This window comes from Nonomuraea sp. KM90 (assembly GCF_052246675.1).
Taxonomy (GTDB): Bacteria; Actinomycetota; Actinomycetes; order Streptosporangiales; family Streptosporangiaceae; genus Nonomuraea.
This window is the reverse complement of record NZ_JBQQCB010000049.1, coordinates 46902-72536: the sequence shown is the minus strand read 5'-3', so window position 1 is coordinate 72536 and position 25635 is coordinate 46902. Positions and strand designations below refer to the sequence as shown.

General features: G+C 68.5%; 22 protein-coding genes, 1 tRNA gene and 2 pseudogenes. 12 read left to right on the top strand and 13 right to left on the bottom strand.

Annotated features, from left to right (window positions below; translation table 11 throughout):
* Positions 1 to 121: 121 nt before the first annotated feature.
* The 3 genes and pseudogenes from ACTWPW_RS35575 to ACTWPW_RS35565 all read left to right on the top strand — a co-directional run.
* A pseudogene (locus ACTWPW_RS35575) lies at positions 122 to 418 on the top strand (DUF3631 domain-containing protein); the annotation flags it as partial.
* Positions 419 to 550: 132 nt separating this feature from the next.
* On the top strand, positions 551 to 745 hold the full coding sequence (locus tag ACTWPW_RS35570; RefSeq protein WP_443171207.1) for a helix-turn-helix transcriptional regulator: 195 nt from the start codon (positions 551 to 553) through the stop codon (positions 743 to 745).
* Positions 745 to 2205, top strand: a complete 1461-nt coding sequence (locus ACTWPW_RS35565) for a tyrosine-type recombinase/integrase (RefSeq protein ID WP_443171206.1) — start codon at positions 745 to 747, stop codon at positions 2203 to 2205. Before ACTWPW_RS35570 ends, ACTWPW_RS35565 begins: the two co-directional genes overlap by 1 nt.
* Before the next feature lie 121 nt (positions 2206 to 2326).
* On the opposite strand, the gene ACTWPW_RS35560 is transcribed toward ACTWPW_RS35565, so the two are convergent.
* Positions 2327 to 2408, bottom strand: a tRNA-Tyr gene (locus ACTWPW_RS35560).
* A 332-nt stretch (positions 2409 to 2740) separates the two neighbouring features.
* On the opposite strand from ACTWPW_RS35560, the gene ACTWPW_RS35555 reads away from it, so the two are divergent.
* Entirely contained in the window at positions 2741 to 3232 is a 492-nt protein-coding gene (locus ACTWPW_RS35555; protein WP_187414195.1) for a YajQ family cyclic di-GMP-binding protein, read from the top strand.
* A gap of 274 nt (positions 3233 to 3506) precedes the next feature.
* Positions 3507 to 3980 carry an NUDIX hydrolase gene (locus ACTWPW_RS35550; RefSeq protein ID WP_375114620.1) on the top strand — a complete coding sequence of 158 codons (474 nt, stop codon included), beginning with the start codon at positions 3507 to 3509 and terminating at the stop codon, positions 3978 to 3980.
* Here ACTWPW_RS35550 and ACTWPW_RS35545 read toward each other — a convergent pair.
* The 8 genes and pseudogenes from ACTWPW_RS35545 to ACTWPW_RS35510 all read right to left on the bottom strand — a co-directional run bounded on the left by ACTWPW_RS35545 (position 3955) and on the right by ACTWPW_RS35510 (position 14130).
* Positions 3955 to 5448 (bottom strand): hypothetical protein, encoded by a 1494-nt coding sequence (locus ACTWPW_RS35545; protein ID WP_443171205.1) that lies wholly within the window; start codon positions 5446 to 5448, stop codon positions 3955 to 3957. The two genes, ACTWPW_RS35550 and ACTWPW_RS35545, sit on opposite strands and share 26 nt — an antisense overlap.
* A gap of 8 nt (positions 5449 to 5456) precedes the next feature.
* Entirely contained in the window at positions 5457 to 6308 is an 852-nt protein-coding gene (gene htpX, locus ACTWPW_RS35540; protein ID WP_364130460.1) for a zinc metalloprotease HtpX, read from the bottom strand.
* Between the two features lie 166 nt (positions 6309 to 6474).
* A complete protein-coding gene (locus ACTWPW_RS35535) occupies positions 6475 to 8019 on the bottom strand; it encodes an NADH-quinone oxidoreductase subunit N (RefSeq protein WP_443171204.1) in 1545 nt (514 codons plus the stop codon).
* Positions 8016 to 9827: a complex I subunit 4 family protein gene (locus ACTWPW_RS35530; RefSeq protein ID WP_443171208.1), complete on the bottom strand. Its 1812-nt coding sequence runs from the start codon at positions 9825 to 9827 to the stop codon at positions 8016 to 8018. The genes ACTWPW_RS35535 and ACTWPW_RS35530 overlap by 4 nt, the downstream gene beginning before the upstream one ends.
* 58 nt (positions 9828 to 9885) lie before the next feature.
* On the bottom strand, positions 9886 to 11838 hold the full coding sequence (locus ACTWPW_RS35525) for an NADH-quinone oxidoreductase subunit 5 family protein (RefSeq protein WP_443171203.1): 1953 nt from the start codon (positions 11836 to 11838) through the stop codon (positions 9886 to 9888).
* A 251-nt stretch (positions 11839 to 12089) separates the two neighbouring features.
* A pseudogene (nuoK, locus tag ACTWPW_RS35520) lies at positions 12090 to 12371 on the bottom strand (NADH-quinone oxidoreductase subunit NuoK); the annotation flags it as partial.
* A complete protein-coding gene (locus tag ACTWPW_RS35515; RefSeq protein WP_443171202.1) occupies positions 12371 to 13048 on the bottom strand; it encodes an NADH-quinone oxidoreductase subunit J family protein in 678 nt (225 codons plus the stop codon). The pseudogene nuoK and the gene ACTWPW_RS35515, both read right to left, overlap by 1 nt.
* Positions 13045 to 14130: a 4Fe-4S binding protein gene (locus ACTWPW_RS35510; RefSeq protein WP_443171201.1), complete on the bottom strand. Its 1086-nt coding sequence runs from the start codon at positions 14128 to 14130 to the stop codon at positions 13045 to 13047. The genes ACTWPW_RS35515 and ACTWPW_RS35510 overlap by 4 nt, the downstream gene beginning before the upstream one ends.
* 173 nt (positions 14131 to 14303) lie before the next feature.
* Between ACTWPW_RS35510 and ACTWPW_RS35505 the strand changes: the two genes are divergently transcribed.
* From ACTWPW_RS35505 to ACTWPW_RS35495, 3 genes are all read left to right on the top strand, one after another.
* Entirely contained in the window at positions 14304 to 15638 is a 1335-nt protein-coding gene (locus ACTWPW_RS35505) for a serine/threonine-protein kinase (RefSeq protein WP_443171200.1), read from the top strand.
* A gap of 586 nt (positions 15639 to 16224) precedes the next feature.
* Positions 16225 to 17127 carry a hypothetical protein gene (locus tag ACTWPW_RS35500; RefSeq protein ID WP_443171199.1) on the top strand — a complete coding sequence of 301 codons (903 nt, stop codon included), beginning with the start codon at positions 16225 to 16227 and terminating at the stop codon, positions 17125 to 17127.
* Between the two features lie 278 nt (positions 17128 to 17405).
* A complete protein-coding gene (locus tag ACTWPW_RS35495; protein ID WP_443171198.1) occupies positions 17406 to 17774 on the top strand; it encodes a nuclear transport factor 2 family protein in 369 nt (122 codons plus the stop codon).
* Positions 17775 to 18239: 465 nt separating this feature from the next.
* Here the strand turns inward: ACTWPW_RS35495 and nuoH are convergent, their stop codons facing one another.
* From nuoH to ACTWPW_RS35475, 4 genes are all read right to left on the bottom strand, one after another.
* Complete coding sequence (gene nuoH / locus ACTWPW_RS35490) at positions 18240 to 19181, bottom strand: NADH-quinone oxidoreductase subunit NuoH (RefSeq protein ID WP_443171197.1); 942 nt, start codon at positions 19179 to 19181, stop codon at positions 18240 to 18242.
* The gene (locus tag ACTWPW_RS35485; RefSeq protein WP_375114609.1) at positions 19174 to 19713 is read right to left on the bottom strand and encodes an NADH-quinone oxidoreductase subunit C; all 540 of its coding nucleotides are present in this window, start codon (positions 19711 to 19713) and stop codon (positions 19174 to 19176) included. Before ACTWPW_RS35485 ends, nuoH begins: the two co-directional genes overlap by 8 nt.
* Positions 19710 to 20252, bottom strand: a complete 543-nt coding sequence (locus tag ACTWPW_RS35480) for an NADH-quinone oxidoreductase subunit B (RefSeq protein WP_443171196.1) — start codon at positions 20250 to 20252, stop codon at positions 19710 to 19712. Before ACTWPW_RS35480 ends, ACTWPW_RS35485 begins: the two co-directional genes overlap by 4 nt.
* 261 nt (positions 20253 to 20513) lie before the next feature.
* Positions 20514 to 20885 (bottom strand): NADH-quinone oxidoreductase subunit A, encoded by a 372-nt coding sequence (locus tag ACTWPW_RS35475; protein ID WP_375114608.1) that lies wholly within the window; start codon positions 20883 to 20885, stop codon positions 20514 to 20516.
* A 121-nt stretch (positions 20886 to 21006) separates the two neighbouring features.
* Between ACTWPW_RS35475 and ACTWPW_RS35470 the strand changes: the two genes are divergently transcribed.
* The 4 genes from ACTWPW_RS35470 to ACTWPW_RS35455 all read left to right on the top strand — a co-directional run bounded on the left by ACTWPW_RS35470 (position 21007) and on the right by ACTWPW_RS35455 (position 25619).
* A complete protein-coding gene (locus tag ACTWPW_RS35470) occupies positions 21007 to 22488 on the top strand; it encodes a polysaccharide deacetylase family protein (protein ID WP_443171195.1) in 1482 nt (493 codons plus the stop codon).
* Positions 22489 to 22521: 33 nt separating this feature from the next.
* The gene (locus tag ACTWPW_RS35465) at positions 22522 to 22611 is read left to right on the top strand and encodes a putative leader peptide (protein ID WP_311132193.1); all 90 of its coding nucleotides are present in this window, start codon (positions 22522 to 22524) and stop codon (positions 22609 to 22611) included.
* Positions 22612 to 22735: 124 nt separating this feature from the next.
* Positions 22736 to 24580 carry a 2-oxoacid:acceptor oxidoreductase subunit alpha gene (locus tag ACTWPW_RS35460; protein WP_375114606.1) on the top strand — a complete coding sequence of 615 codons (1845 nt, stop codon included), beginning with the start codon at positions 22736 to 22738 and terminating at the stop codon, positions 24578 to 24580.
* The gene (locus tag ACTWPW_RS35455; protein ID WP_443171194.1) at positions 24573 to 25619 is read left to right on the top strand and encodes a 2-oxoacid:ferredoxin oxidoreductase subunit beta; all 1047 of its coding nucleotides are present in this window, start codon (positions 24573 to 24575) and stop codon (positions 25617 to 25619) included. The genes ACTWPW_RS35460 and ACTWPW_RS35455 overlap by 8 nt, the downstream gene beginning before the upstream one ends.
* Positions 25620 to 25635 lie beyond the last annotated feature (16 nt).

Here is a 25635-nt window from a genome sequence, read left to right as displayed (position 1 = left end):
GCCGCAGCCATGATCCGCCTGGCCTCCATCGACAACCTCGCCCGACGCGTAACCGGCGAAACCACCCCAACCTGGCGAAACGCGTAACTGGCAATCAACCACAAACTTCGCTCTTCAGACGCCCTCTGAGGGCGAGTGGAACGAGCACGGCCAGGCAGGGCTCACCCCGATGAGGCTCGGCATGATGCTCCGCGAGTACGACATCCGTCCGACCGTGATCCGCTTCCCCAACGGCCCTGCGACGGCGAGGGGGTATCGCCGCGGGGACTTCACCGACGCGTGGGCGCGCTACTGCCCCACCGTCGAACCCGTTCCTGAGGCTGCCATCGTGCCTTTCGAGGGGGAAGGCCGTAACAGCCGTAACAGCCGTAACAGCCCAGGTCAAAGCGATACGGCTTCTGACCCTGTTACGGCTTGAGGCGTAACACCCAAACAAGCCGTATCAGCCCTGACCTGCAATGTTACGGCTGTTACGGGTTGATACGGCGACCCCCTCCCAACCGGGCACCCATGCCCTGCCGATCATGAAATCTCGGAAGGACACGCGCTCATGGTGACCATCACCGCAGGCAAGCCCATGACCGTTGCCGACTTCTGCGCCGAGCTGGGCATAGCCCGCTCCACCTTCTACGACTGGCGCGCCAAAGGCCGCGCCCCGCGCTGCCTCAAGCTGCCCAACGGCGATCTGCGCATCCGCCGCACTGACTACGACCGCTGGCTGGCCAGCCTGGAGGACGCCGCCTGATGAACGCCAGCTACGACGTACGCATATGGAAGACCGAGGTGTACAAGGGCGCGGAGGTCAGCACCTACACCGTTCGCTGGCGGGTGGCCAAGGCGGCTTTCAGGGCGGCTTTCCGGCTCAAGGCCCAAGCGGAGAGTTTCAAGGCGGAACTGACAGTCGCCGCCAATAAGGGCGAAGCATTCAGCGTCGAAGACGGACGACCGCTCTCCTGGAAGCGCGACGAACAGACCGTGAGCTGGTTCACGCTGGTCTGCGCCTACATGGACGCCAAATGGCCTTACGCTTCGGGCAACTATCGCAAAAGCATCGCCGAAGCTCTCACCGACGCGACCGAGGCGCTCTCGGCAAGGGATAGCGGACGACCAGCTCAGAAGGAACTCCGAGCCGCCCTGCGTGGGTGGGTCTTCAGCACTCGCGCACGCGATGGCGAAAGGGCACCACGAAAGGACCAGAACCCGGCGATCCGCTGGCTTGCCCCTCCCGCGCACATTGAGCACGTGATCCGATGGCTACAAAACAACACCATCGACGTGCACGAACTGGCGCAGCCGAAGCAAGGCCCAAGCCTTACCCGCTCTGTTCTAGACCGCATCAGCCGTACGCAGGACGGCGCTGCCGCTGCAGGCAACACCGTTAAGCGCAAGCGACAGGTACTCAACAACCTCTTCAAGTTCGCCATAGAGATCAACGCCCTGGAAGAGAACCCGCTCCACAACGTCACGTGGACCAGGCCCAAGACTGAGGAAGCCGTAGATCCGGGGGTAGTCGCCAACCGCGAGCAGGCCCGCGCCCTCCTCTCTGAAGTCGGCAAGCAAGGCGCGATGGGCAAACGGCTGGTTGCCTTCTTTGGCTGCATGTACTACGCCGCCCTCCGTCCCGAAGAGGCGATCGACCTACGGAAGGAGAACATCGTGAACCTTCCTCAAGAGGGCGGCTGGGGCGAAGTCATCTTGACCAACGCCGATCCCGAAGTCGGCACGAAATGGACCGACGACGGGGGTGCGCGAGAGCGCCGGGGACTGAAGCATCGCGCGCCAAAAGCCAAGCGGCCAGTGCCCATTCACCCTGACCTGGTCGCGCTGTTGCGCTCCCACCTTGCCGAGTTCCCCGCCGATCGTGAAGGCCGCATCTTCACCGGACCCCGGCGCGGCATCATTCGAGACAGCACGTACCTTCCGGTTTGGCACGCGGCACGTCAGCGCGCCCTCACGCCAACCGAACGAGCGTCAGGGATCGCCGGCCGGCCGTACGACTTCCGGCATGCGTGCGTCTCTGCGTGGCTCAACGCCGGCGTGAACCCGCCTCAGGTCGCCGAGTGGGCCGGGCACAGCGTCGAGGTGCTGCTACGGGTCTACGCCAAGTGCATCTCTGGCGGACAGGCTGAGGCCATGCGGCGCATAGAGGCAGCCCTACCCCCGACGTCGCCGAAAGCGGCGGATTCCCTCGAGCAAGCCCGCTGATCTTCAGCGCGTATTCAGCGTAGCCATCCGTAGGGGACCGGCGTGAGCCGTAGACGGCCGGACACAACGCGAGAGGCCCGTCACCGCGTTTCCGCTGGTGACGGGCCTCTTCCCGCTGGTGTGGCAGGTGCAAGGTTCGAACTTGCGTAGGCTGAGCCGACGGTTTTACAGACCGCTCCCTTTGGCCACTCGGGCAACCTGCCGTGCCATCCGCTCTCGCGGCGACAGAAAGAAGAATAGCGGACTTCCGAGGTGTACGTGACACCGGTTTGTCCCGAGCCGGATCCCGGGTTAGCTCCCTCCCCGAAACAGGCGCCATCACGCCCGGTTCGCCGGCCGCGTGTCGCGGAGCGGGGTGGCGGGGGTGGGCCCCGGAGGGCGGGCGGGGTGGTGGTGGACGGAGCTGGCAAAGGGGATTCTTTGCGTACGGGGGTCGGGGTCCTGCACGGCGGGCCGATGCTGGCTAGGCTCGTTCGCTGGGTCCGTGCTTATCAGGCTCGGGCCGATTCCCTTCGCAGCTGAGAGGATGGGTGTTTTGGCCGATTCGTCTTTCGACATCGTCAGCAAGATCGACCGCCAGGAGGTCGACAACGCTCTGAACCAGACGGTCAAGGAGATCGGGCACCGCTTCGACTTCAAGGGTACCGGGGCGAGCATCAGCTGGTCCGGGCAGAACAACATCGAGATCAAGGCGAACAGCGAGGAGCGGGCGGGTGCCGCGCTCGACGTGTTCAAGGAGAAGGTGGTCAAGCGGGGGCTCTCGCTGAAGATCCTCGACGCGGGCGAGCCCAAGCTGTCGGGCAAGGAATACCGCATGCTGGTCAGCCTGAAGGAGGGCATCGACCAGGAGAACGCCAAGAAGATTTCCAAGTTGATCCGGGACGAGGGGCCGAAGGGGATCAAGGCCCAGATTCAGGGCGAGGAGCTGCGGGTCAGCTCGAAGAAGAAGGACGACCTCCAGGATGTCATTTCCCTGCTCAAGGGGAAGGATCTGGACATCGCCCTGCAGTTCGTGAACTACCGCTGACAGAGCCCCTCCGTACGGCTCTGAGTGGTGAATCGGTGCTGGAAGACCGCCGCGGGACATCGAGGCACACGGCCGGGCGCGTTGCTCGTGAGAGCGCGTGTCTCACCTGTGCCTCGGGCCGGCCAGCCAGCCAGCCAGCCAGTAGCCGGACTCTGCCTCGGTGGGGGGACAGTTCGGCCATGTCCACGTCTGTAGGCCCGTCTGCAGGGGTTCCGCCGGAAGGCCGGTGGTACGCATCACGCGTCTCGTGAGGCTTCCGCCGTAAGCTCGGAACGTGACGAAGATCCCCCTGCGCCGGTTCACGGCACGCGTGTTGCCCATCGATGAACAAGATCGAGTCCTCCTGCTTCATGGCTTCGATCCAGCACAGCCGGAAAAACGCTTCTGGTTCACGATCGGCGGGGCCGTGGAGGAGGGTGAGACGCTGGAGGACGCTGCCGCGCGGGAGTTGTACGAGGAGGTCGGGATCCGGGCGGAGATCGACCGGTTCACGGGGCCGCATGCGACGGGGCTGATCGAGTTCACCTGGAGCCAGTACGCCTTCACCCAGGACCAGAGCTTTTTCGCCATCCGGGTGGGCCCCGACGCGGCCGTGTCGTTCGATCACATGGAGCAGATCGAGAAGGACACGACGACCGCCTACCGGTGGTGGACCGTGGCCGAGCTGGACGGCACCGAGGAGATCGTCTATCCCGAGGACCTCGGGGCGATCATGCGGAAGATCATTGCGGGCGAAGAATCCGCGTAGCGCCAGCGATCAGCGCCGTCGCCAGGATCCAGCCGCAGACGATCAGCCCGTACGCGAGCCACTGAGTCCATCCCGCCGGGTCGAACAGCTCTCGTTGCCCGAATGCGGGAATCGGGAGTAGTAGGTCGAAGGTGTAGGCGAAGGAGTTGAAATCGGGGCTCTCCGTGGGTTTGAGGGCCCTCGGGGGGTTGATGGCGAAGACGACCGTTCCGACCGCGAGGAGGAGCGTGAACCATACGCCCGCCAGCCAGGGGCGGTAGCCGTAGCCGACCGCGAGGTCGAGCAGCCGCCCCCACACACGGCCCCCGAACCCCTGCGTCTGCCGCCGGGCGCGGAGCTTGGCCAGCTGGGTACGCCGGGCGAGCGCGTCGTTGCCGTCACGGAGATACCAGGCGGCCAGTTGCTCGTACGGCTGCGGTCTGAAGCCCTCGGGGTCGCGCGTGACCCAGTTGATCCGCTCGGGCACGCCGGAGCCGCGTAATCGGTCGTAGGTCAGGCCGTTCAGGCGCAGCTTCTCCGGCCAGGTGGAGAGGTGGTCGGTCAGCGTGCCGAGCCTCGTGTGCGCCAGCGTGACGACGCCATCGATGGGCTGCGCGGGCCTGAGGTCGAGCTCGCGGGCCTCCATGTGGCTCAGGTGGAGGGCGTAGAGGGTGTCGGGGCTCCGGACGGTTCCACCGAAGGCGAGGGTTCCGTTGATTCGTGCGCCTCGTAACCGTACTGAGCCGATCGCGAGGAAACCGTCGGTGCAGCGCATGGCGTCCTCGACGACCAGGTTGTCCGCGTAGAGCGCTTCCTTTCCGGGATTGCGGAGGGTTGCGCCCTCCAGGAAGAAACCGCCGTTCAGGCGGGCGCCGAGCAGGCTGATCCCGCCGGTGAAGTCGGCATTGCGCAGGTACATGCCGGAGTCGACGACCATGGCGTTCGCGTACATGGCCCATTCCTCGTCGTCGTCGGCCACCACCTTCGTGCCTCCCAGCCACAGGCCGTTCTCCAGCTGGGCCCGGTTCAGGCGGAGGGTGCCGGTGATGTCGGAGCCGGAGAGGCTGAGGTGGCCGGCGACGCGGATGTCGGCGGCGACGAAGCCGGGGAAGCTGCAGTCGGTCAGGCGTACGGTGCGGGTGGTGGAGCCGGTGAGGCGGACGGGTTCGTCCAGGTGGCAGCCGACGAGGATGAGTTCGTGCGGGATCGTGCCGCCGACGATCTCGAGGCGGCCGGTGATCCTCGCGCCGCGCAGGCGTACCGCGGGGACCGAGCCGGTGCCCGCGTCGCGGGCGCCGAGCAACAGCCAGGCGATCACTTCGGCCCTGATCGAGCGGTCGGGGCCCCAGGTGTCGCCGTCTTTGGGCGCGTTCGCTCCGGCCTTGCGGCTGGCGCCGATCTCGAACGGGCCCAGCTCGACCGTCTCGCCCGTGGGGAAGGCGTTCCAGAGCCGGCGCTCTGCCTCGGTCAGCCGCGGAGACCTGCCCATCTGGCCCACTAGCGGCGGTAGCCGGCCATGCGCTCGAGGCGGGCGACCCGCTCGGACGTCGGCGGGTGGGTGGAGAACAGGCGGCCGAAGCCGGAGCCTCTGAACGGGTTCGCGATCATCATGTGGGAGGCCGAGGTGAGGCGGCTGTTCTCGGGGAGCGGGAGCCTGCGGGCACCCATCTCGATCTTGCGCAGGGCCGAGGCCAGCGCGAGCGGGTCGCCGGTGAGCCTGGCACCCGCCTCGTCGGCCTGGAACTCCCGCGTACGGGAGATCGCCATCTGCACCATCCCGGCGGCCACCGGGCCGAGCACCATCATCAGCAGCGCGCCCACGAAGCCGGGCCCCTCGTCATCGTCCGAGCCGCCGAAGAACACGGCCATGTAGCTCAGCCAGGTGATCATCGTGGCCAGCGCACCGGCCACGGAGGAGATGAGGATGTCCCGGTTGTACACGTGTGACAGCTCGTGCCCGATCACCCCGCGCAGCTCGGCCTCGTCCAGCAGCTGGGTCAGGCCGTATGTGACGCACACCGCGGCTTGGCGCGGGCTTCTGCCCGTCGCGAACGCGTTCGGCTGCACCGTCGGCGAGATGTACAGGCGGGGCATCGGCTGGCGGGCCTCCGTGGACAGCTCGCGGACGATCCGGAAGAGAGTGGGCTGCTCCACCTCGCTGACGGGCCTGGCCCGCATGGCCGAGAGCGCGATGCGGTCGGAGAAGAAGTAGGCGACACCATTGCTCAGCAGGGCGAGCACGAACGCGATCCGCACACCGGTGCCGCCGCCCAACCACGCGCCCACCGCGATAATCAGCGCTGACAGTCCGCCGAGCAGAACGGCGGTGCGCAGACCGTTGTGGTGCAAGGTTCCCCCCTTCGTGGTGTGGGTTCACCAGGTCCAACGATGATGACCCGGCTCTTCGTTCCCCGCCGTGCTCAGATGGGGGCGGAGCGCGACTTTCAAGCGGTGGCCGCCGTTCGTGCGGTGGCAGCTGTTCGTCGGCTTTGTCGCGTATGTCGGGGCTAAGCGCTCAGCCCGAGGCCGACAGGGACGTCATGTCCAGGACGAGCTGAGGGGCGATCGAGAACAGGATGGCCGCCACCAGCGCCAGCCCCATGGCCAGCCAGGCCGCGGCGGGCGGCCGATACCGGGACGGCTGCCTTCCGCCGTCGGGGGTGAACAGGCGGGCGGTCCAGATCGCGTAGTAGTAGAGGCCGATCACCGTGTTGACCGCCATGACCAGCGCCAGCCAGCCGGAGCCGCCCTCGATGATCTCGCGGAAGACGAAGACCTTGGCGAAGAGCCCGGCCAGGCCCGGGGGCAGACCGGCCAGGCAGACCAGGCAGAACGCCAGCGCGATGCCCGCCGCCGGACGCCGGAACATCAGGCCCCGGTAGTCGTCCAGCTCGTTGCGGGGGGCCGTCCTGGACACGAGCATGACGACGGCGAACGCGCCGAGGTTCATGGCCGCGTAGATGACCAGATAGGCCATGGACGCGCTCACCGCCCCCGACGTGGCCGCGACCGCCAGCGGCGCCAGGATGTAGCCGGACTGCGCGACCGAGGACCAGGCCAGCAGGCGTACGGCGGAGCGCTGGCGCATGGCGAGCAGGTTGCCCACGGTCATGGTCAGCGCCGCCAGGATCCCCACGATCGGCGTCCAGGTGGCGGCCTGCCCGGACAGGGCGGTGACCAGCACGAGGATCAGCCCCGCGAACCCGGCCGCCTTCGAGATGACCGACAGCAGCGCGGCCACCGGGACGGGAGCGCCCTGGTAGACGTCGGCGGCCCACGAGTGGAACGGCACCACGGCGATCTTGAAGGCGAAGCCCGCCACCACGAGGACCACCCCGACCGTCACCACCGCGGGCAGGCCCTGCGCGGTCGCCAGTGCCGCGTCCCCCGCCATGCCCGGCGCCGCCACGCGACCGCTGAGCACGGCCCCCAGGCGGGACAGGTAGACCGTGCCCGCGATGCCGTACAGGAGGGACACGCCGAACAGCATGATCGCCGTCGAGACGACCGAGACGACGAAGAGCTTCACGGCGGCCTCGGACGAGCGGCCGTCGTAGCGTTTCATCGCGGTGAGGGCGAAGACCGGGAGCGAGACCAGCTCGAGCGCCACGACGAGCATGATCAGGTCACGGGAGGCGGGCAGGGTCACGGCGCCGACGAGGGTGCACAGGAGCAGGAAGTACCACTCGCCGACGGGGATGGCCCCGCTCGCCAGCTCGGTCATCGACATCAGCACGACCACCACGGCGGCCACGAGCACCATGCCCGCGAACACCAGCGTGAACCTGTCGACGACGAACGAGCACAGCCCCGCCGCCTGAGCGGGACCGCCGGCGAGGCCGGGAGGGACGCAGAAGGTGGACTGCGGCGGGCCGCCCCTGGCCGCCTGGGCGATCACGAAGCCCAGGGAGACCAGGACGCCCGCCAGCGTGACGAGCCCCAGGCCCGTCTTCGTCCGCGGGCGGGCCGGCAGGAACGCGTCGAGCAGCAGCACCAGCCCTGCCACCAGGGCGAGCGCCAGAGGAGGCGCGATGGCGAAGTAGTCGATCTGCTGGATCATGAGAGGGCTCCCAGCAGGGCTTGCACGGGCGGCGTGGTCAGCGACAGCAGCAGGCCCGGCCAGAGGCCGAAGAGCAGGATCAGGATCACCAGCGGTGTCCAGGCCAGCACTTCGTAGCTCCTGATGTCGTCCGCCGACACCGCGCGGCCGCTCCCCGGCTCGCGACCGCCCGGCCCCTGCGGCACGACGCCGCCTGTGTACGGGTCGAGGGTGGCCGTCGTGGCGTGTCGCGCGGTCGAGCCGAGGGGGACGGCGGGCGAGCCGGGAGATGTGACCGGCTCTTCATCGGGCGGGCCGAGAGGCTCGACAGGACGTTCGTCGGGGGTGGCGCGGATCAGGCGGTCGTCCAGGCCGGCCGGCGTCCCGGTGTCGTCCACAGGGGCCGACGGGCCCTCCTCGGGCCCGGCTGCGTGCGGTGCCGCCACCCCGGGAGCGCCCGCCGCCCGTGGCCGGCCGTGGGTGACGCGGGACAGCATGACCAGGAAGTAGGCGGCCGTCAGGACCGCGCCCAGCCCCCCGATCACCATGTACGTGAGGAAAAGGCCGCGCGGCAGCCCGTTCGCCGGCTGGAACGCCCCGAACAGCGCCAGCATCTCCCCCCAGAACCCGGCCAGCCCGGGCAGGCCCAGCGACGCGATCGCCGCGAACGTCAGCACCGAGCCCAGCCGCGGCAGCGTCGCCAGCAGGCCGCCGCCGAGCGCGGGGATGTCCACGGTGAGGTAGCGCTCCTTGACCGCTCCGGCCAGGAAGAACAGCAGGCCGGTGATCAGGCCGTGGGCGACGTTGGCGAAGAGGGCGCCGTTGATGCCGACGGGGGTGAGGGTGGCGAAGCCCAGCAGGACGAAGCCCATGTGACCGACGGAGGAGTAGGCGATCATGCGTTTCAGGTCGCGCTGGGCGAGACAGGCCAGGGCGCCGTACACGATGCCGACCACGGCGAACGCCCCCAGCCATGGCGCCACGGCCATCGCTCCCTCGGGGAGGACGGGGATGGCGATCCTGGCGAAGCCGTAGGTGCCCATCTTCAGCAGCACCCCGGCGAGCAGCACCGAGCCGACGGTGGGAGCTTCTGTGTGGGCGTCGGGCAACCAGGTGTGCAACGGCCACATGGGGGTCTTCACCGCCAGGCCGAGGCCGATCGCCACGAACGCCAGGATCTGCACGGATCTGGACATGCCCGCGCCGTGGGACGCGCTCAGGGCCTCGATGTCGAGCGTGCCGGTCTGGGCCCATACCAGCAGCAGGCCGAGCAGCATGACGACCGAGCCGAGCAGCGTGTAGAGGATGAACTTGATCGACGCCGCCCTGCGCCCCTGGCCGCCCCAGATGCCGATCAGGAAGTACATCGGGATGAGGACGATCTCGAAGAAGATGAAGAAGAGCAGCAGGTCGAGGGCGAGGAACGTACCGATCATGCCGACTTCGAGCACGAGCAGCGTGAACACGAGCGCTCTGGGCCTGGCCTGCATGAACTGGCTCGACGCCCGGGCACGCCCCCAGCACAGGTAGACGAAGCACAGGAACGTGAGCAGGGCCGTCAGCGTGATCAGCGGCAGCGAGATGCCGTCGACGCCGAGGTGGAGACGCAGCCCGAGCCCGGGGATCCACGGCTGGTCGACCTCGAACTGCACCTGGGCGGGTCGTCCGTAGTCGAACATCACCAGGAGCAGGAGGCTCAGGGCCAGCGTGGCGCCCGAGAGGAACAGTCCGTACGCGCGGAGCACGGGGCGGAACGTGTGCGGCGAGAGGACGAGCAGGAGGGCGCCGAGCAGTGGCACGGCGAGCAGCGCGACAGGGATCCAGCCCATCATGCGGTCACCACCGCCCCGGCCCCCGGGAACGGGATTCTGACGCCGGTCCGGCCCATCACGTGAACACCACCGCCCCCACCGCGATCAACAGGACGCCGGCCAGCAGGCCGCTCACGTAGAGCTGGACGTTGCCGTTCTGGGCCAGTCGCAGCACTCCGGACAATCCGCGCGCCGACTTCCCCGAGCCGCGTACCGCGCCGTCCACGACCACGTCGTCCGTCCTGACGACGAGCCTGGCCAGGGCCAGCACCGGGCGTACGAACAGCGCGGCGTAGAAGGTGTCCACGTAGAACGCCCGCTCGCACGGCGCCCTCAGCGGGCCCAGCAGGCGGGCCGGGTCGGCGATGGGATCGCTGCGCCAGAACGCGTAGACCACCCCTGCCCCGAGCGCCGCGAGAACGACGCTGACGGCCGCCACGCCCAGGTCCAGGTGCGGTTCGCCGGCGAAGCCCAGCAGCAGGGCGGGGACGGCGAGCAGGATGAGGGGCACGAGCATCGTGCGGGGGGCTTCGGTGACGTCCACGACGTGGGCCGTGCCCGGCTCCGGCTCGGGGAGCGCCACGGCCCTCGGCTCGCCGAAGAAGGTGCGCAGCCAGGCTCTGGTGGCGTACGCGCCGGTGACGGCCACGGTCGCGAGCGCGCAGCCGTACATGAGGAGGGCCGCCGCGTCGGTCAGGCCGCCCGGCGCGGCGCCGCCGGACAGGGCGCCTTCCATGGCCAGCAGGACGCCGTCCTTGCTGAAGAAGCCGCTGACCGGAGGGATGCCCATCAGGGCGGCGAAGCCGATCGTCATCGTCACGAACGTGACCGGCAGCTCGCGGCGCATGCCGCCCATCTGGGTCATCAGGTTGGAGCCGACGTGGTGGATCACCGCGCCCGCGCAGAGGAACAGCAGCGCCTTGAACGCCCCGTGGGTCAGCAGGTGGAAGATCGCCGCGGTGTCGGAGCCCGCGGCGAGTCCGCCGGCCATGTACGCGAGCTGGCTGACCGTGGAGTAGGCGAGGACACGTTTCAGGTCGTCCTGGGCGAGAGCGGCGAGGGCGGCGCCGAGCATGCCCAGCGCGGCGATGACGGCCAGCACGTCGAGCGTGGGACGGGCGCCGAGGAACGCCGGGAAGAGCCGGGCCACGATGAAGATGCCGGCGGCGACCATGGTGGCGGCATGGATGAGGGCGCTGATCGGCGTCGGGCCCGCCATGGCGTCGGGGAGCCACGTGTGCAGCGGCACCTGCGCGCTCTTGCCCGCCACACCGGCCAGCAGCAGCATCGTGGCCGTCACCAGGGTGGCCGCGGACATCTCCGGCACCTTCGCGAGCACGTCGGCGATGCGGAAGCTGCCCGCCGCGGCGCCGAGCACGAAGATGCCGAAGAGGAAGCCGACGTCGCCCAGACGGGTCACGAGGAACGCCTTCACCGCGGCGCGCGAATTGCCCCGGTCTTCCCACCAGTGGCCGATGAGGAGGTAGGAGCACAGGCCCATGATCTCCCAGCCCACGTAGAGGACCAGGAGATCGCCCGCGTAGACGACCAGGAGCATGGCGCTGGTGAACAGGCTGATGAACGCGCTGTAGGAGGGATAGCGGGGGTCGTCTTTGAGGTAGCCGACCGAGTAGACCTGTACGGCGAGGGCGACCAGGGTCACCAGGACGCCGAGGATGCCCGAGAGGTCGTCGGCCTGGAGGGTGAGCGAGATCGGGATGCCGCCGGTGACGATCGTGCCGTAGGTCTGGCCTGTGGGTGGCGTTGTCGCGGTGGTGCCGCCGTTGAGATAGGCGAAGCCTGGGCCCCAGGCGAGCCAGATGGCCAGGATCGCGGAGGCGGCCGTGGGGAGGATCGCGATCCAGGCCGCTCGGGTGTTGGCTCGCCGGCCCGGCGCTTGCTGGTGCGGCGGCTGGTGGCCGGGCGGCTGGTGGTGCGGCGCTCGGCGGTGCGGTCGGCGGGAGAGCAGCAGGCCCGCGAAGGCCGCGGCGAAGGGCAGGAGTACGGCCAGCAGTGGGAAGGTCGTCACAGCGTGCCACCGCCTCGCTTGACGGGCAGCTCGTCCCCGCGGCCGCCGTTCGGGTCCGCCGCCTGCTCTGCGGGGAGGGCGGGCCGGGCTGGGGGTTCGGGTCCGGGGGTGGGGTCGGCGTTGTCGGACCGGGTGCGTGCCGGCGACGTCGGGCCGTCCGGGCGGCCGTCGGCCATCTGATCGGCCGGGCGGTCCGGGGCCGTGGGCGTGCCGGCGTGGTCGTCCGTGGGCTCCGCGAGGTCGCGGAGGTGGTCGATGTCGACGGTGCGGCGGTTTCGGTAGAGCGCCAGCACGATCGCGAGGCCCAGGCCCACTTCGGCGGCCGCGATGACGATGACGAACAGGGTGAGCACCTGGCCGCTGTGCAGGCGGTCGCCCAGCCAGACGTCGAACGCGACCAGGTTGAGGTTGACGGCGTTGAGCATCAGCTCGACCGACATCAGCACGAGGATCGTGTTGCGCCGGGCGAGCACGCCGTAGACGCCGATGGAGAAGAGGAGCGCGGAGATGACCGCGGGGTAGACGATGTGCACTAGTTACCCCCGGTCTGATCGGGTGGCTGGCCGCCCACGATGCGGTCGGGTGGCGGGCTGCCCGCGGCCCCGTCGGGTCGCAAGGTGCTCTCCGGTCGGCCTGGTGAGCCGTCAGGGCTGGACGGGCTCTCGGGTGTCGGTGAGCCGCCGGGGATGTCTGTCCGGGACAGGACGATGGCGCCGATCAGAGCGGCCAGCAGCAGCACGGAGAGCGCCTCGAACGGCAGCACCCAGGTGGCGAACACGCTGGCGCCGAGTTCCTTCGCAGATCCGGGACCGGGCGTGAGCGGGGCGTAGGCCGTACGGAATCCGTCGATCACCACCGTGACCAGGATCGCCGCCGTCGCCACCGCCACCACGGCTGAGACCAGCCTGTTGCCGCTGTCCAGGTCGGCGGAGCGGCCGATGGGAGCGCGGGTAAGCATGATGCCGAACAGCAGCAGCACGACCACCGCGCCCACATAGATGAGCACCTGGACCCAGGCCACGAACTCGGCGGTCAGCACGAGATAGCCGCCGGCCAGCGCGCCGAAGCAGAGCACCAGCCAGAGGGCCGCGTGGACGAGCTGTTTGGTCGTGACAACGAGCAGCGCCGAGCCAACCGCTACCGCGCCCAGCAGCAAGAAGACGATCTCTTGCCCGGTGGGTGACAGGTAGGAGGGCACCGCTTCGGTCACGACTCCTCCTCGGACTCCCTCGTGTCGTCAGGACCGAGCCGCCCTGGCGGCCGGATGGACCGTGGATCGGCCATCTTGCGCCGGCGGGGGCTCGCGGCAGAAGTCTGCTCCTCGGGATCGGGCTTCGGCGGCGGTTCGCCCGAGGCTGTGGACAACTCTCCCGACGGTGGCTGTCCTGTGGATGAAGCCTGGCTCTGGTCCTGCTCCGGGGTCTGGTCCCGCTCCTGTGGCCGGGCCTCCTCCTCGGGCCGGGCCTCCTGGGCTTCGCTCGGGGGCCGGGCCTCGCCAACGGGGTGGTCCGCGGTCGGGGGCCGCGGGCGCTCCGTGGGGGTGGCCTCGCTCGTCCTCTCGGTGTCGCGGTCCGCCGGTGGTTCTCCAGGGCGCGTGTCTTCCGGCCCAGGGGTCGCGGAGGGAACGTCGCCCTGGGACGTGGGCGGCAGGGCGCCTGGGGGGCGGATTCCGCGTACGTTCGTCATCGGCCGGCGGGGGCGGCCGCCTGGGGCGGGCGACGAAGGGCCGGCTTCGGGGGCCTTCGTGGGCGGCTCGGCAGGGGTGCCGGGCGTGGGCTTCGTGTCCGGGGTTCCGGGCGCTGGCTCTGGGGTGGCTTCGGCGCTCGGCGGGGTGGCCGGCCGTTCCTGCGGGGTGGGCTCGCCGCCTTCGGGGGTGGCCGCGGGTGTCGGGGCCGGCGGGGTGGCCGTACGGGAGCGTTGAGCCGCCGGTGTACGGGCGGGGCGGTCGGACGCCGGGCGGCGGGGCGCGGCCGTCAGTTCCTTGGGGGGTTCGGCACCCGGGTCGTGGGCCGGAGGCGGGGGGACGGTCTGGACCCAGGTGGCCAGCGTGTCCTTCTCGTGAAGGAGGTTGCGGATGTCGCCTTCCGCGTACTCGAACTCCGGTGACCAGAAGAGCGCGTCGAAGGGGCACACCTCGATGCAGATGCCGCAGTACATGCACAGCGCGAAGTCGATGGCGAAGCGGTCGAGCACATTGCGCTGGCGGGCGCGGCCGCCCTCAGGGGCCGGGATCGTCTCCTTGTGCGAGTCGATGTAGATGCACCAGTCGGGGCACTCTCGGGCACAGAGCATGCAAGAGGTGCAGTTTTCCTCAACCAGGGCGATAACGCCTCGACTGCGAGGCGGCAGGGCGGGCTTGACCTCGGGATATTGCTGCGTAACCGATTTGCGCAGCATGTGGCGAAGGGTGATGGACAACCCCTTTGCCAGTCCGACTCCCGGTATCCGCGCCATGGTTCAACATCATGACGTACTTGGCCGCGCAGGTGAATGAGCCAGAGCGTTGTCCCCAGTTTTTCCACAGCTGTCCACAGGCTGACGGGAGGTTATCCACAAGCTGTGTGCATGCCCGGTATGAACCAGGGCATGGCGATAGTCTCTCGGCCATGCAGCAAAGCCATCCGATCCGCCCGAGTGGCATGAGGTGGACGGCCGCCGTCGTGTGGGCCCTTCTGCCCCTGTTCACGTGCGGACTGGCGACCCCGTTCACCATCGGGGTCGCGGCTTTCTGGCTGCGCAGCGTCTGGCACGCCTTCGCCGCGTCGGTCTACCTGATGGCCATCGGCTCGTTCGTGATCGCGGCCTTGTCCTACGAGGACTACGAGGACTTCCCCGAGCCCCTGTCCATCCTGGTCTCGCTGGGGCTGCTGGTCAGCTGGATCGGTGGGGTCATCCACTCGGGGATCCTCGTGCCCTTCATGGTGCGCGCCCGGCTCACGGGGGCGGCGTCCGCCCAGGTCGACCTGCGGCAGCGGACCACCGCGCCCACCCACCAGCGACCCGCTCCGCCCGCCCAACAGCGACGGCCAAGGGGGCCGGAGTGGGTCGGGCACTACCGGGTGCTCCAGCCACTCGGGCGGGGCGGGCAGGGAGCGGTTTATCTGGCCATGGCGCCCAACGGGGTGCGGGTGGCCGTGAAGGTGCTGCACGACCTGGGCGATGACGTGGCTCGGGCCAGGTTCGCGCGGGAGGTGGAGGCGGCGCGGCGGGTGGCGACGTTTTCCACAGCTCGCGTGCTCGATGTGAACATCACCGGGCAGCACGCGTACATCGTGAGCGAATACGTGGAGGGGCCGTCGCTCGAGCAGCTCGTCAAGAAGCACGGGCCTCGTGACGAGGACAGCCTGACGCGGCTGGCGTTGTCCACGGCGGGAGCGCTGGCGGCCATCCACAAGGCGGGGGTCGTCCATCGGGATTTCAAGCCGAGCAACGTGCTGATCGGACATGACGGGCCGCGGGTGATCGACTTCGGGATCGCGCGGGCGCTTGATCAGGTGACCGTGACGTCCGGGAAGATGGTCGGGACGCCGCCGTACATGTCGCCTGAGCAGTTGACGGGGGAGGCTGTGGGGCCGGCTTCGGACGTGTTCAGCTGGGCTGTGACGATCATGTTCGCGGCTACGGGGCGACCGGCGTTCGGGGAGGACACGGTGCCTGCGGTGTTCAATCGGGTGCTGACCTTTCATCCGGACTTATCGCCGTTGCCTCCTGCTTTGCGGGGGATTGTGGGGTCTTGCCTTAACAAGCGGCCTGAGGAGCGGCCGTCGGCGTCGGATGTGATGCTGGCGATTGTTCGGTGATCGGGTCAGCCGGTCAGCCGGTCTGCCGGTCTGCCGGTCCGTTGTCGTAGCTCTGCCCTCGCAGACGATCGGCGGTGCCGCCTCCCGTGGAGAACGACGGGCAGTCCCCCTGCCCTCAGTACGGGCATCTGAGGGCGCGTCCGCGGCCGATCAACCGACGGGCGACGGTGGACGGCGCATGGCCCCACAGCGCGTGGGCTGCTCAGAGTGGGGCCGCTGGCGGTGCGCGCGGACGGTGCGCGCGGATACGGTGCGCGCGGAGTACGGCACTTGAGGGCATGTTTGCCCGAACGGCGCACCATCCACGGCCCTGCAGCGCGCTGTGTGCCGCTCACAGGGGCCGCTCACTGTCGGCGGCAGGCAGTACGCATTGCGCGTAGCTGAGGGCCTCGACGGCGGACGGCTGATCACGCACGGCGGTTCCCACATGGCGCGGTCGCCCAGGCCAGGTCCAGCCCACCCTGAAACCTTATTTCCGCCTTATCCGTCGTATCTGAATTAGGGGGCTTCAGTAGGTGGGGGATGACGAGTGATTCAACTTCAACCATGCGCAGGGGCAACAAAAGACAGCCGATGCCCCACAACGGTGCTGACGTCCGGCCAGCACCAAACACTGACGGTCACCGACAAGGCATCGGGCGATTCGGTGACTCTGACGCCGGCGCTTCTCTACCGCTACCGCCACTCCCCGACGCCGGCCTCCGACGAAGATGCCGCGCCCGTTGAGGGGTTAGCGGCTCTGGACGCCGACGGGCTGGTCCTGCTCGACCTGCCAGGCGACTGGTACGGCCCTCACCTGGAGGAGTTCGCGCAGAAGGCCGGAATTCCCCTGGAGGACATCCGCTACCGCTCCTCCAGCAAGGTCCGGGCGGCCCTGGCCTCCCGCGCACCCGGTTGGCGCCGGATCCGCGGGCTCCCGCTCCCGTCCACCGCCACATGGCGTAAACCGGTCGCCATCGGTACGGCATTCGCCGGTGTCGCCTTGATGGCTTACCTGGCCTCCTCAGGAATGTGGGTCGCCTGGCGCGGCATCGCCGCGATCGGCCGAGTGCTCCTTGACTTCCTGGACGCCAAATGGCTGTTCATGGCCTTCAGCCCCGCGCTTCTTCTCATCCGCCCCGCACGCATCAAATTCCATCGTTTACGCGTGAAACGCGGCTTGGCAGTGGGTCCCTACGGCGGGCCGTACCTCATCCTGGGGTCGTTCAACAAGCTCCACATAACCCGAGCCGGCGTGGTCATCGCCGACGTACGCCTGGGCGAGTCTCCCGGCCGGGCCTTCAGCCTGCTCCTCTACCGCTACGAGGGCCTGACCGGCCTCTTCATCCTCGACATCAAAGGCCGAGCTCTCCATCACCTTCCCGGCCACTGGTCTCCCCAGGACGTGGAGCACTTCGCCAAACGACACGACCTGCTCCTGGCCGTGCACCGGCTGTCCCGCGAGGAATACCTGGATCTGGCCAGGAACAGCCGGGAAGCCACCCCCTGACCCCAGCCGTCGAACGGTTGTCGGTTGCAGTCGAAGCTGTCGGTGTCCGCGTGTTGTCGTCGGACCTCGTGTCGGGTCCAGGTTGAGGTGACAATTTCCGCTTGTCCTGTGCGGTGGAACGTGTGGCGCTCTGCGCCTGCCGGCATGGGTGTCGGTGTTCAGGGTCAGCTTGTCGAAGTGATGTCGAGAACGCGCTGGCCGCTCCGACCTTCCTACGAGGGCACCGCTGGGTCGCACAGCGGTGCCTCATGGACGAGACCCGATTCGAAGGAGCAGCCATGTCACGGAACATTGAGACCGTCAACACCTACTTGGACGGTTTCCGCAAGAACGATCACGAGCAGATCCTGTCCTGCCTGACTGACGACATCGAGTGGACCGTCTTCGGCGCCTTCAACCTGACCGGCAAGGACGCCTATGACAGGGCCATCGACGGCCCGCCCGAACTCATCGACCCTCCCCACCTGGAGGTCGTGCGCATGGTCGAGCAGGGCGATGTCGTCATGGCGGAACTCACCGGGACGGTGAAGCGAGTCGCGGGCGGCGAGCTGCGCATGTCCATGGCAGAGGTGTTCGTCATGCGCGACGGCAAGATCGCCGAGCGTCGCGCCTGGGTCATCGAGCTGAAGGAGAACGACTACCGCTGATCGGAGGGGTTCGATCACGGGCGGCCCGGCTCAGCGACGACGATCCTGCCTGGGCCGCCCGGTCTCTGGAGTGTCACGGCCTTCGCGACCAGACTTTTCCACAGGGCCTGGAATCCGCCGGGTCAAGGTGAAGAACGACCGGGACCGCCTGTGTGCACACGTACTTGTCGGACCGCAGTTCAGCCGGGTGGTCGCTCACCCACGGTCAGCCCGCGTTCCTCAAGGCCAACCGGTGGAGGCCCTCCAGGGTGCCCGTATCCACGCAGGGTGAGCCCACGTCGCCCACGGCGAGCGCCTGTCGAGCAAGTGAAAGCGTGTCCGTTCAGGATGGATGAGCCGGTGATCATCCGGGGCGAGTGGTGCCTAAGGGGACGTGCGTGTGTCCGTTCAGGGCGAGGTCGCGGCCCGTGGGCGGGGTGCGCATCCAGCGCAACGACCCCAAAGGGGAACGTCGGGTGGTTTCGGTCAGATGAGGACCCTGACCACGCCGGTGAGGGCCAGTTGGGCGAGGGCCAGGGGGACGAGGACTGCCCAGGCGAGTTTCTGGAGCTGGTCCTCACGGAGCCGGGGGAAGGTGACGCGCAGCCAGATCACGACGAACGCCAGCAGGAAGACCTTCAGCAGGGTCCACAGCCAGCCGGGCAGGAACGGGCCGTGCCAGCCGCCCAGGAACAGGACGGTGGTCAGGAAGGACAGGACGACGATCCCGACGTACTCGGAGAGCATGAAGAGCGCGAAGCGCATGCCGGTGTACTCGGTCATCGGGCCCATGATGATCTCGGACTCGGCGATCGGCATGTCGAACGGGGGGCGGCGGAGTTCGGCCAGGCCGGCCAGGAAGAACACGATGCCGCCGACGGCCTGCCACGGCAGCCACCACCACTGCCAGGCCTCGACGATGCCCGGGATCGAGAGCGTGCCGGCCGCCATGGCGACCGATGCGGCGGCCAGGACGAGGGGCAGTTCGTACGACATGAGCTGGGCCGCCGAGCGCATCCCGCCGAGGACCGAGTATTTGTTGGCCGAGGCCCAGCCCGCCATGATCGAGCCGAGGACGCCGATGCCCATGACGGCGAGCACGAAGAAGAGGCCGAGCTCGAGGTCGACGGCGACGAGGCCGCGGTCGATGGGGATGGCGATCAGCACGACCAGGTACGGGACGAGCGCCACACCAGGGGCGATCATGAAGATGCGGCGGTCGGCCGCGGCCGGGATGACGTCCTCCTTCTGGGCGAACTTCACCCCGTCGGCGATGAGCTGCGCCCAGCCGTGGAAGCCGCCCGCGTACATCGGGCCGAGGCGCGACTGCATGTGGGCCATGACCTTGTGCTCCGTCTGGCCCACGATCAGGGGCAGCACCAGGAACACGACGAGGATGACGACGAAGCTCAGCACCACTTCAAGCATCGGGTGGCCCCCAGTCGGCTGGAACTCCTGGCGGAAGCGTCTTGCGGCGGCTCGGGGCACCGTGTCCGGACTCGCCGGGCTCCTTGGCCCCGGGCCACGCCTTGGCCACGCGCGCCGCCAGGATGAAGTCCTTGCGCAGCGGGTGGCCTTCGAAGCCGTCGGGCAGGAGGAGCGGGACGAGGTAGGGGTGGCCGTCGAAGATCACGCCGAACATCTCGTACGTCTCGCGCTCGTGCCAGTTCGCCCCCCGGTAGACGCCCACGGCGGTGGGCAGGTGCGGGTTCTCGCGGGGCACGCGGGTGCGGAGGAGCAGGCGGCGACCGGCGACCGGGTTGTAGACGTGGGCCACGACGAGGAAGGCGTCCGGCGGGTCGTCGACGCCGGTCAGCCAGTCGAAGAAGGCGTGGCCGAGGTCGTCGCGGGCGTAGGTGAGCAGCTCGATCCAGTCGGCGGGCGCGACGTCGACGGTGGTGTCGCCGTACGACTCGGAGATCTGGGCGCGGTCGCCGAACCGCTCGGCGATCCCGCTCACGCCTCCTCCGGCTGCGACTGCGTGTGCGAGCGGGACCAGACGTAGCGGTCGCTGAGCTTCTCTCCCGCGATCTTCTCCTGGAGCTTCGTGATGCCGTACAGGAGAGCCTCCGGTCTGGGCGGGCAGCCGGGGACGTAGACGTCGACGGGAATGATCTGGTCCACGCCGTTGGTGACGCAGTAGGAGTCCCAGTAGGGGCCGCCGGTGTTGGAGCAGGCGCCGAACGAGATCACGTATTTGGGGTCGGGCATCTGCTCGTAGAGGCGCTTCACGGCCGGGGCCATCTTGTCGGTGACCGTCCCTGAGACGATCATGAGGTCGGCCTGCCTCGGGCCGTTCGCGAACGGGATCACGCCGAAGCGGATGAAGTCGTGGCGGCTCGTCGAGGTCGCGATGAACTCGATGGCGCAGCAGGCCAGCCCGAAGTTGAACACCCACAGCGAGTAGCGGCGACCCCAGTTGAGCACGAAGCGCATGGGTTTGGGGGCCAACCGCGAGATCGGGCCCACGGTGGGCATCGGGAGATCCGTTGCTGCCATATGGCCATTCTTGCGCGGATCACAGGTCACGCAAAGGAATCTTCCTGGGGAGGACGTGGCGTCGGTGGTATCTGGGGGGATCTGGGGGTTGCGTGGTGGTTCCGCGGCTCGGGCAATCCCCACGGGTGGGTCGGGGAGGCCGTCAACGTGCGCGCGCAGCGCCGTGCCGTCCACAGCGAGCTGTGAACGAGTGCCTCAAGGCCGGGTACGCCCTGGGTCGCGGACGAGCCGGTGCTGTGATCGGGCCAGCGGGTGACGATCTCAGGTCCAGCTCAGGACCCGCTTGCGCCAGGCGTAGACGATGCCCAGCGCGATGAAGCCGAGGAAGACGAACATCTCGACCAGAGTCGTCAGCCCGTAGCCGGGCGCGTCGAAGACGGTGGCCCAGGGGAACAGGAAGACGGCGTCCACGGCGAACACGACGTACAGGTACGTGAAGACGTAGTAGCGGACCTGCGACTGCGCCCAGCCGTCGCCGATGGGGTCGACCCCGCACTCGTACGTGGTCAGCTTCTCGGCCGTGGGCCTGTTGGGGCGGAGGAGACGGTTGGCGAACATGGCTCCGGCCACGATGGCGACACCGATGGCGAGCAGCGCGGCGACGAGCACGTAGGACCCGAAGTAGCCGTCCATGAGGGGATGGTAACCCAGGAACAGCGTCAACCCCCGGTAAGTACCCAGCCCGGTCAAAGCCTCTGGACCTATCGTCAAAAATCGGGGTAAATAGTAAGATCAACCCCATACCCTGACAAGCATGCGCAAATCGCGATTCTTCTCCGGAATCGCTCTGCTGGCCCTCTCGGCCTCCGGATGCGGCCTGGCCGCCGCCTCCAACGAGAGGGACGTCATGGTCCCGGCAGAGCCGACGATGATCGACTTCGTCGACCCGGCGACCATCGTCGGTCTGTCCACCAGGACGCTGACCGAAGGCGACTCCACCAGCAGCCGGTACGTGTACATCAACTATCCGGACCTGGCCACCGCCCCCGCGCTCAACGAGGCCCTGCAGGAACAGGCCGAGCGGCAGCTCCGCGACTTCCGCGCCTACACAACGGGTGACGAGCCCGTGTACCCCCGCCCCGAACTGAACGTGGACTGGCAACTCGCCGCCGCGTCGCCGCAGGCCATCGGGGTACGGCTGCGCACCGGCCAGTTCCTGGGCGACAATTGGGGCAACTCCACGCGTACCTACTGGTTCGACCCCCACAAGGGCAAGGCCGTCGACTCCACCGGGCTGCTGTCCGGCGAGGCGGCGCTCGAACGGCTCGCGACGCTGGTCAAGGAGCAGCTCAAGAAGCGCGGCTCCCAGGTCGAGCTGGACATCGTGCGAGCGGGCGGGGACGAGTTCGACTCGATGGCGTTCAACAGCGGCGGGGACCTCGTGGTCGAGTTCGACGACTGCCAGCTCGGGCCGTGCTCGCTCGGCCGGCTGGCCGTGGCGGTGCCGGCCGGGCAGGTGGCGCCGCTGCTGTCGGGGCTGGGGCGGCAGGCGCAGGAGAGCGTACGGGAGGCGGCCAAGGGCGCGATGTCCGGCGACCGGCCCCATTTCGCCCCCACGACCAGCCCCGACGCCGTCAGCAACCGGGCCGGCAGCGTGGACTGCGCGCGGGTCAAGTGCGTGGCGCTGACGTTCGACGACGGGCCGGGGCAGTACACCGGGGAGTTGCTCAACCGCCTGGCGAAGGAGCGGGCGCGGGCCACGTTCTTCACGGTCGGCAGCAACGCGGCCGCCCAGCCCGCGCTGCTGCGCCGGATGAGCATGGAAGGCCACCTGGTCGCGAATCACAGCTGGGCACATAGGGACCTGTCAAAACAGGCCAGCAGCAAAGCCGCCGACTCGCTGGAGAAGACCGGGAACGCGGTGGCGGCGGCCATCGGGCAGACGCCGACGGTGGCACGGCCGCCGTACGGCGCCGTGAACCAGCAGTTGCGCGACGTCGCGCGCCGGCTCGGGCTGTCCCTGGTCACGTGGGACGTGGACACGAGGGACCAACTCGGGGGCACGAAGGACGACATCGCGAACCGGGCCGTGCGTGAAGCGCATCCAGGTGCGATCATTCTCATGCATGACATTCATCGGGAAACCGTGGATGCGGTTCCGGACATCCTCAAAAGGTTGCGCGGGAAGGGTTACAGCTTCGTCACCGTTCCTGAGTTGTACGGCTCTGCGGGGATGCAGGCCGGACGCCTGTACAGGTCAGGGAACGAGCTGCCGGGTAAGCAGCCCCTGACGTAGCGCACGTGCTGGGGGGACGTATAGTTGGCGCTCGTGACCCGAACCGTCCTGTTCGCCCGCCTGCATGTAGACCTCTGCAGGCTCGCGTCCGGGCTGTGTCGTCGTTCTCCCACCTCACCCTGACTGACTCCGACCGCGTTTCCCGCTTTACGCGGCATGCAAACGCGTGACCTTTCGAGGATCTAGCATGGATACAGAGAACGCGCCTACTGCAACCGCGCATTGGCGCGTCGAGGAGGACTGAGCTGTGGCAAAGCAGGTCCAGCAACTCGACCGCGTGATCATCAGATTCGCTGGAGACTCCGGCGACGGCATGCAGCTCACCGGCGACCGCTTCACCGCGGGCACGGCGGAGTTCGGCAACGACCTGTCGACGCTGCCCAACTTCCCCGCCGAGATCCGCGCGCCCGCAGGGACCCTGCCCGGTGTGTCGAGCTTCCAGCTCCACTTCGCCGACCACGACATCCTCACGCCCGGCGACGCGCCGAACGTGCTCGTGGCCATGAACCCGGCCGCGCTCAAGGCCAATCTGGGCGACCTGCCCAGGGGCGCGGACATCATCGCGAACATCGACGAGTTCACCAAGCGCAACCTCCAGAAGGTCGGCTACACCGCCAACCCGCTGGAGGACGATTCGCTGAGCGAGTGGCGGGTGCACGCGGTGCCGCTGACCTCGCTCACCGTGAAGGCCCTCGAAGGTTTCGACCTGTCCAAGAAGGACGCCGAGCGGTCGAAGAACATGTTCGCCCTCGGCCTGCTCTCGTGGCTCTACCACCGGCCGACCGAGCAGACCGTCAAGTTCCTCGAGCAGAAGTTCGCCAAGAAGCCCGACCTCGCCAAGGCCAACATCGCGGCCTTCCAGGCAGGCTGGAACTTCGGCGAGACGACCGAGTCGTTCTCGGTCTCGTACGAGGTCAAGCCCGCGCAGCTGGCACCGGGCGTCTATCGCAACATCTCCGGCAACCAGGCGCTGGCCTACGGATTGATCGCCGCGGCCGTGCAGTCGAAGCTGCCGCTGTTCCTGGGGTCATATCCGATCACCCCGGCCAGCGACATCCTGCACGAGCTGTCGAAGCACAAGCGCTTCGGGATCCGCACCTTCCAGGCGGAGGACGAGATCGCGGGTGTCGGCGCGGCGCTGGGGGCCGCGTTCGGCGGCGCGCTCGGCGTGACCACGACGAGTGGCCCGGGTGTGGCGCTGAAGGCGGAGACCGTCGGCCTGGCGGTCACCACCGAGCTGCCTTTGATCATCGTGGACGTGCAGCGGGCCGGGCCGAGCACCGGCATGCCCACCAAGACCGAGCAGACCGACCTGCTGATGGCCATGTTCGGCCGCAACGGCGAGTCGCCGGTGCCGATCGTGGCGCCGATGTCGCCGAGCGACTGCTTCGATGCTGCGGTCGAGGCGGCCAGGATCGCCGTCAAATACCGCACCCCGGTCATGTTGCTCTCGGACGGCTACCTGGCCAACGGCTCCGAGCCGTGGCGCCTGCCCGAGATTTCGGACTTGCCGGACATTTCGCAGGAATTCACGACTGAGCCCAACGGCGAGGACGGCGAGTTCCTGCCTTTCAAGCGTGACACCGAGACCCTCGCCCGCCCGTGGGCCATCCCCGGCACGCCCGGGCTGGAGCACCGCATCGGCGGCATCGAGAAGGCCGACGGCACCGGCAACATCTCCTACGACCCGAACAACCACGACTTGATGGTCCGCACGCGGGCCGCCAAGATCGCCGGCATCGACGTGCCCGACCTGGAGGTCGACGACCCCAGCGGTGACGCGAGGGTGCTCGTCCTCGGCTGGGGCTCGACGTACGGGCCGATCGCCGCGGCCGTACGGCGCATCAGGCGGGAGGGCGGCAAGGTCGCCCAGACCCACCTGCGCCACCTCAACCCGCTGCCCGCCAACACCGGCGAGATCCTCAAGCGCTACGACAAGGTCCTGCTGCCCGAGATCAACCTCGGCCAGCTCGCCCTGCTGCTGCGCGCGAGATACCTCGTCGACGTGATCAGCTACAACCGTGTGCGCGGGCTCCCGTTCAAGGCCGAGGAGCTGGCCGGAGTCATCCAGGACGTGATCGACAGTGACTGAGCTGGTGAACGGGAAGGGCTTGTCGCTCATCCCGAAGACCGACGTGAAGCAGAGCCTCAAGGACTTCAAGTCCGACCAGGAGGTGCGCTGGTGCCCGGGGTGCGGTGACTACGCGATCCTGGCCGCGGTGCAGAGCTTCCTGCCCGAGCTGGGGCTCAAGCGCGAGAACATCGTGTTCGTCTCCGGCATCGGCTGCTCCTCGCGGTTCCCGTACTACCTGAACACCTACGGGTTCCACTCCATCCACGGCCGGGCGCCGGCGATCGCCACCGGGCTGGCGGCCTCCCGCCCCGACCTCAGCGTCTGGGTGATCACCGGTGACGGCGACGCGCTGTCCATCGGCGGCAACCACCTGATCCACGCGCTGCGCCGCAACGTCAACCTGAACATCCTGCTGTTCAACAACAGGATCTACGGCCTGACGAAGGGCCAGTACTCCCCCACCTCCGAGGTCGGCAAGATCACCAAGTCGACCCCGATGGGCTCGCTGGACAAGCCGTTCAACCCGATCTCGCTGGCCATCGGCGCCGAGGCGTCGTTCGTGGCCAGGACCATCGACTCCGACCGCAAGCACCTGCAGTCGGTGCTGCGCCAGGCGACCGAGCACCGCGGCACGTCGCTGGTGGAGATCTACCAGAACTGCAACATCTTCAACGACAACGCCTTCGAACAGCTCAAGGACCCCGAGGTCCGCGACGACATCACGCTGCGGCTGGAGCACGGGCAGCCGATCGTGAGCGCCTCGAAGGCCGTCGTACGCGCGCCGAGCGGCGGCATCCAGGTCGTGGCCCGCGACGGCGTGAGCGAGGACCAGATCCTCGTGCACGACGCCCACAACCCCGACCCGTCGGTGGCCTTCGCGCTCAGCAGGCTCGACGAGCCGGCGTTCGAGCACGTGCCGATCGGCATCTTCCGCCAGGTCGACCGCCCGGCCTACGACGTGCTCATGGCCGAGCAGCTGGAGGAGGCCGTGGCCCAGAAGGGTCCCGGCGACCTGGAGGAGCTGCTGCTGGGTGGCGACACCTGGCGCATCGGCTGACTCACCCGCGCACCTG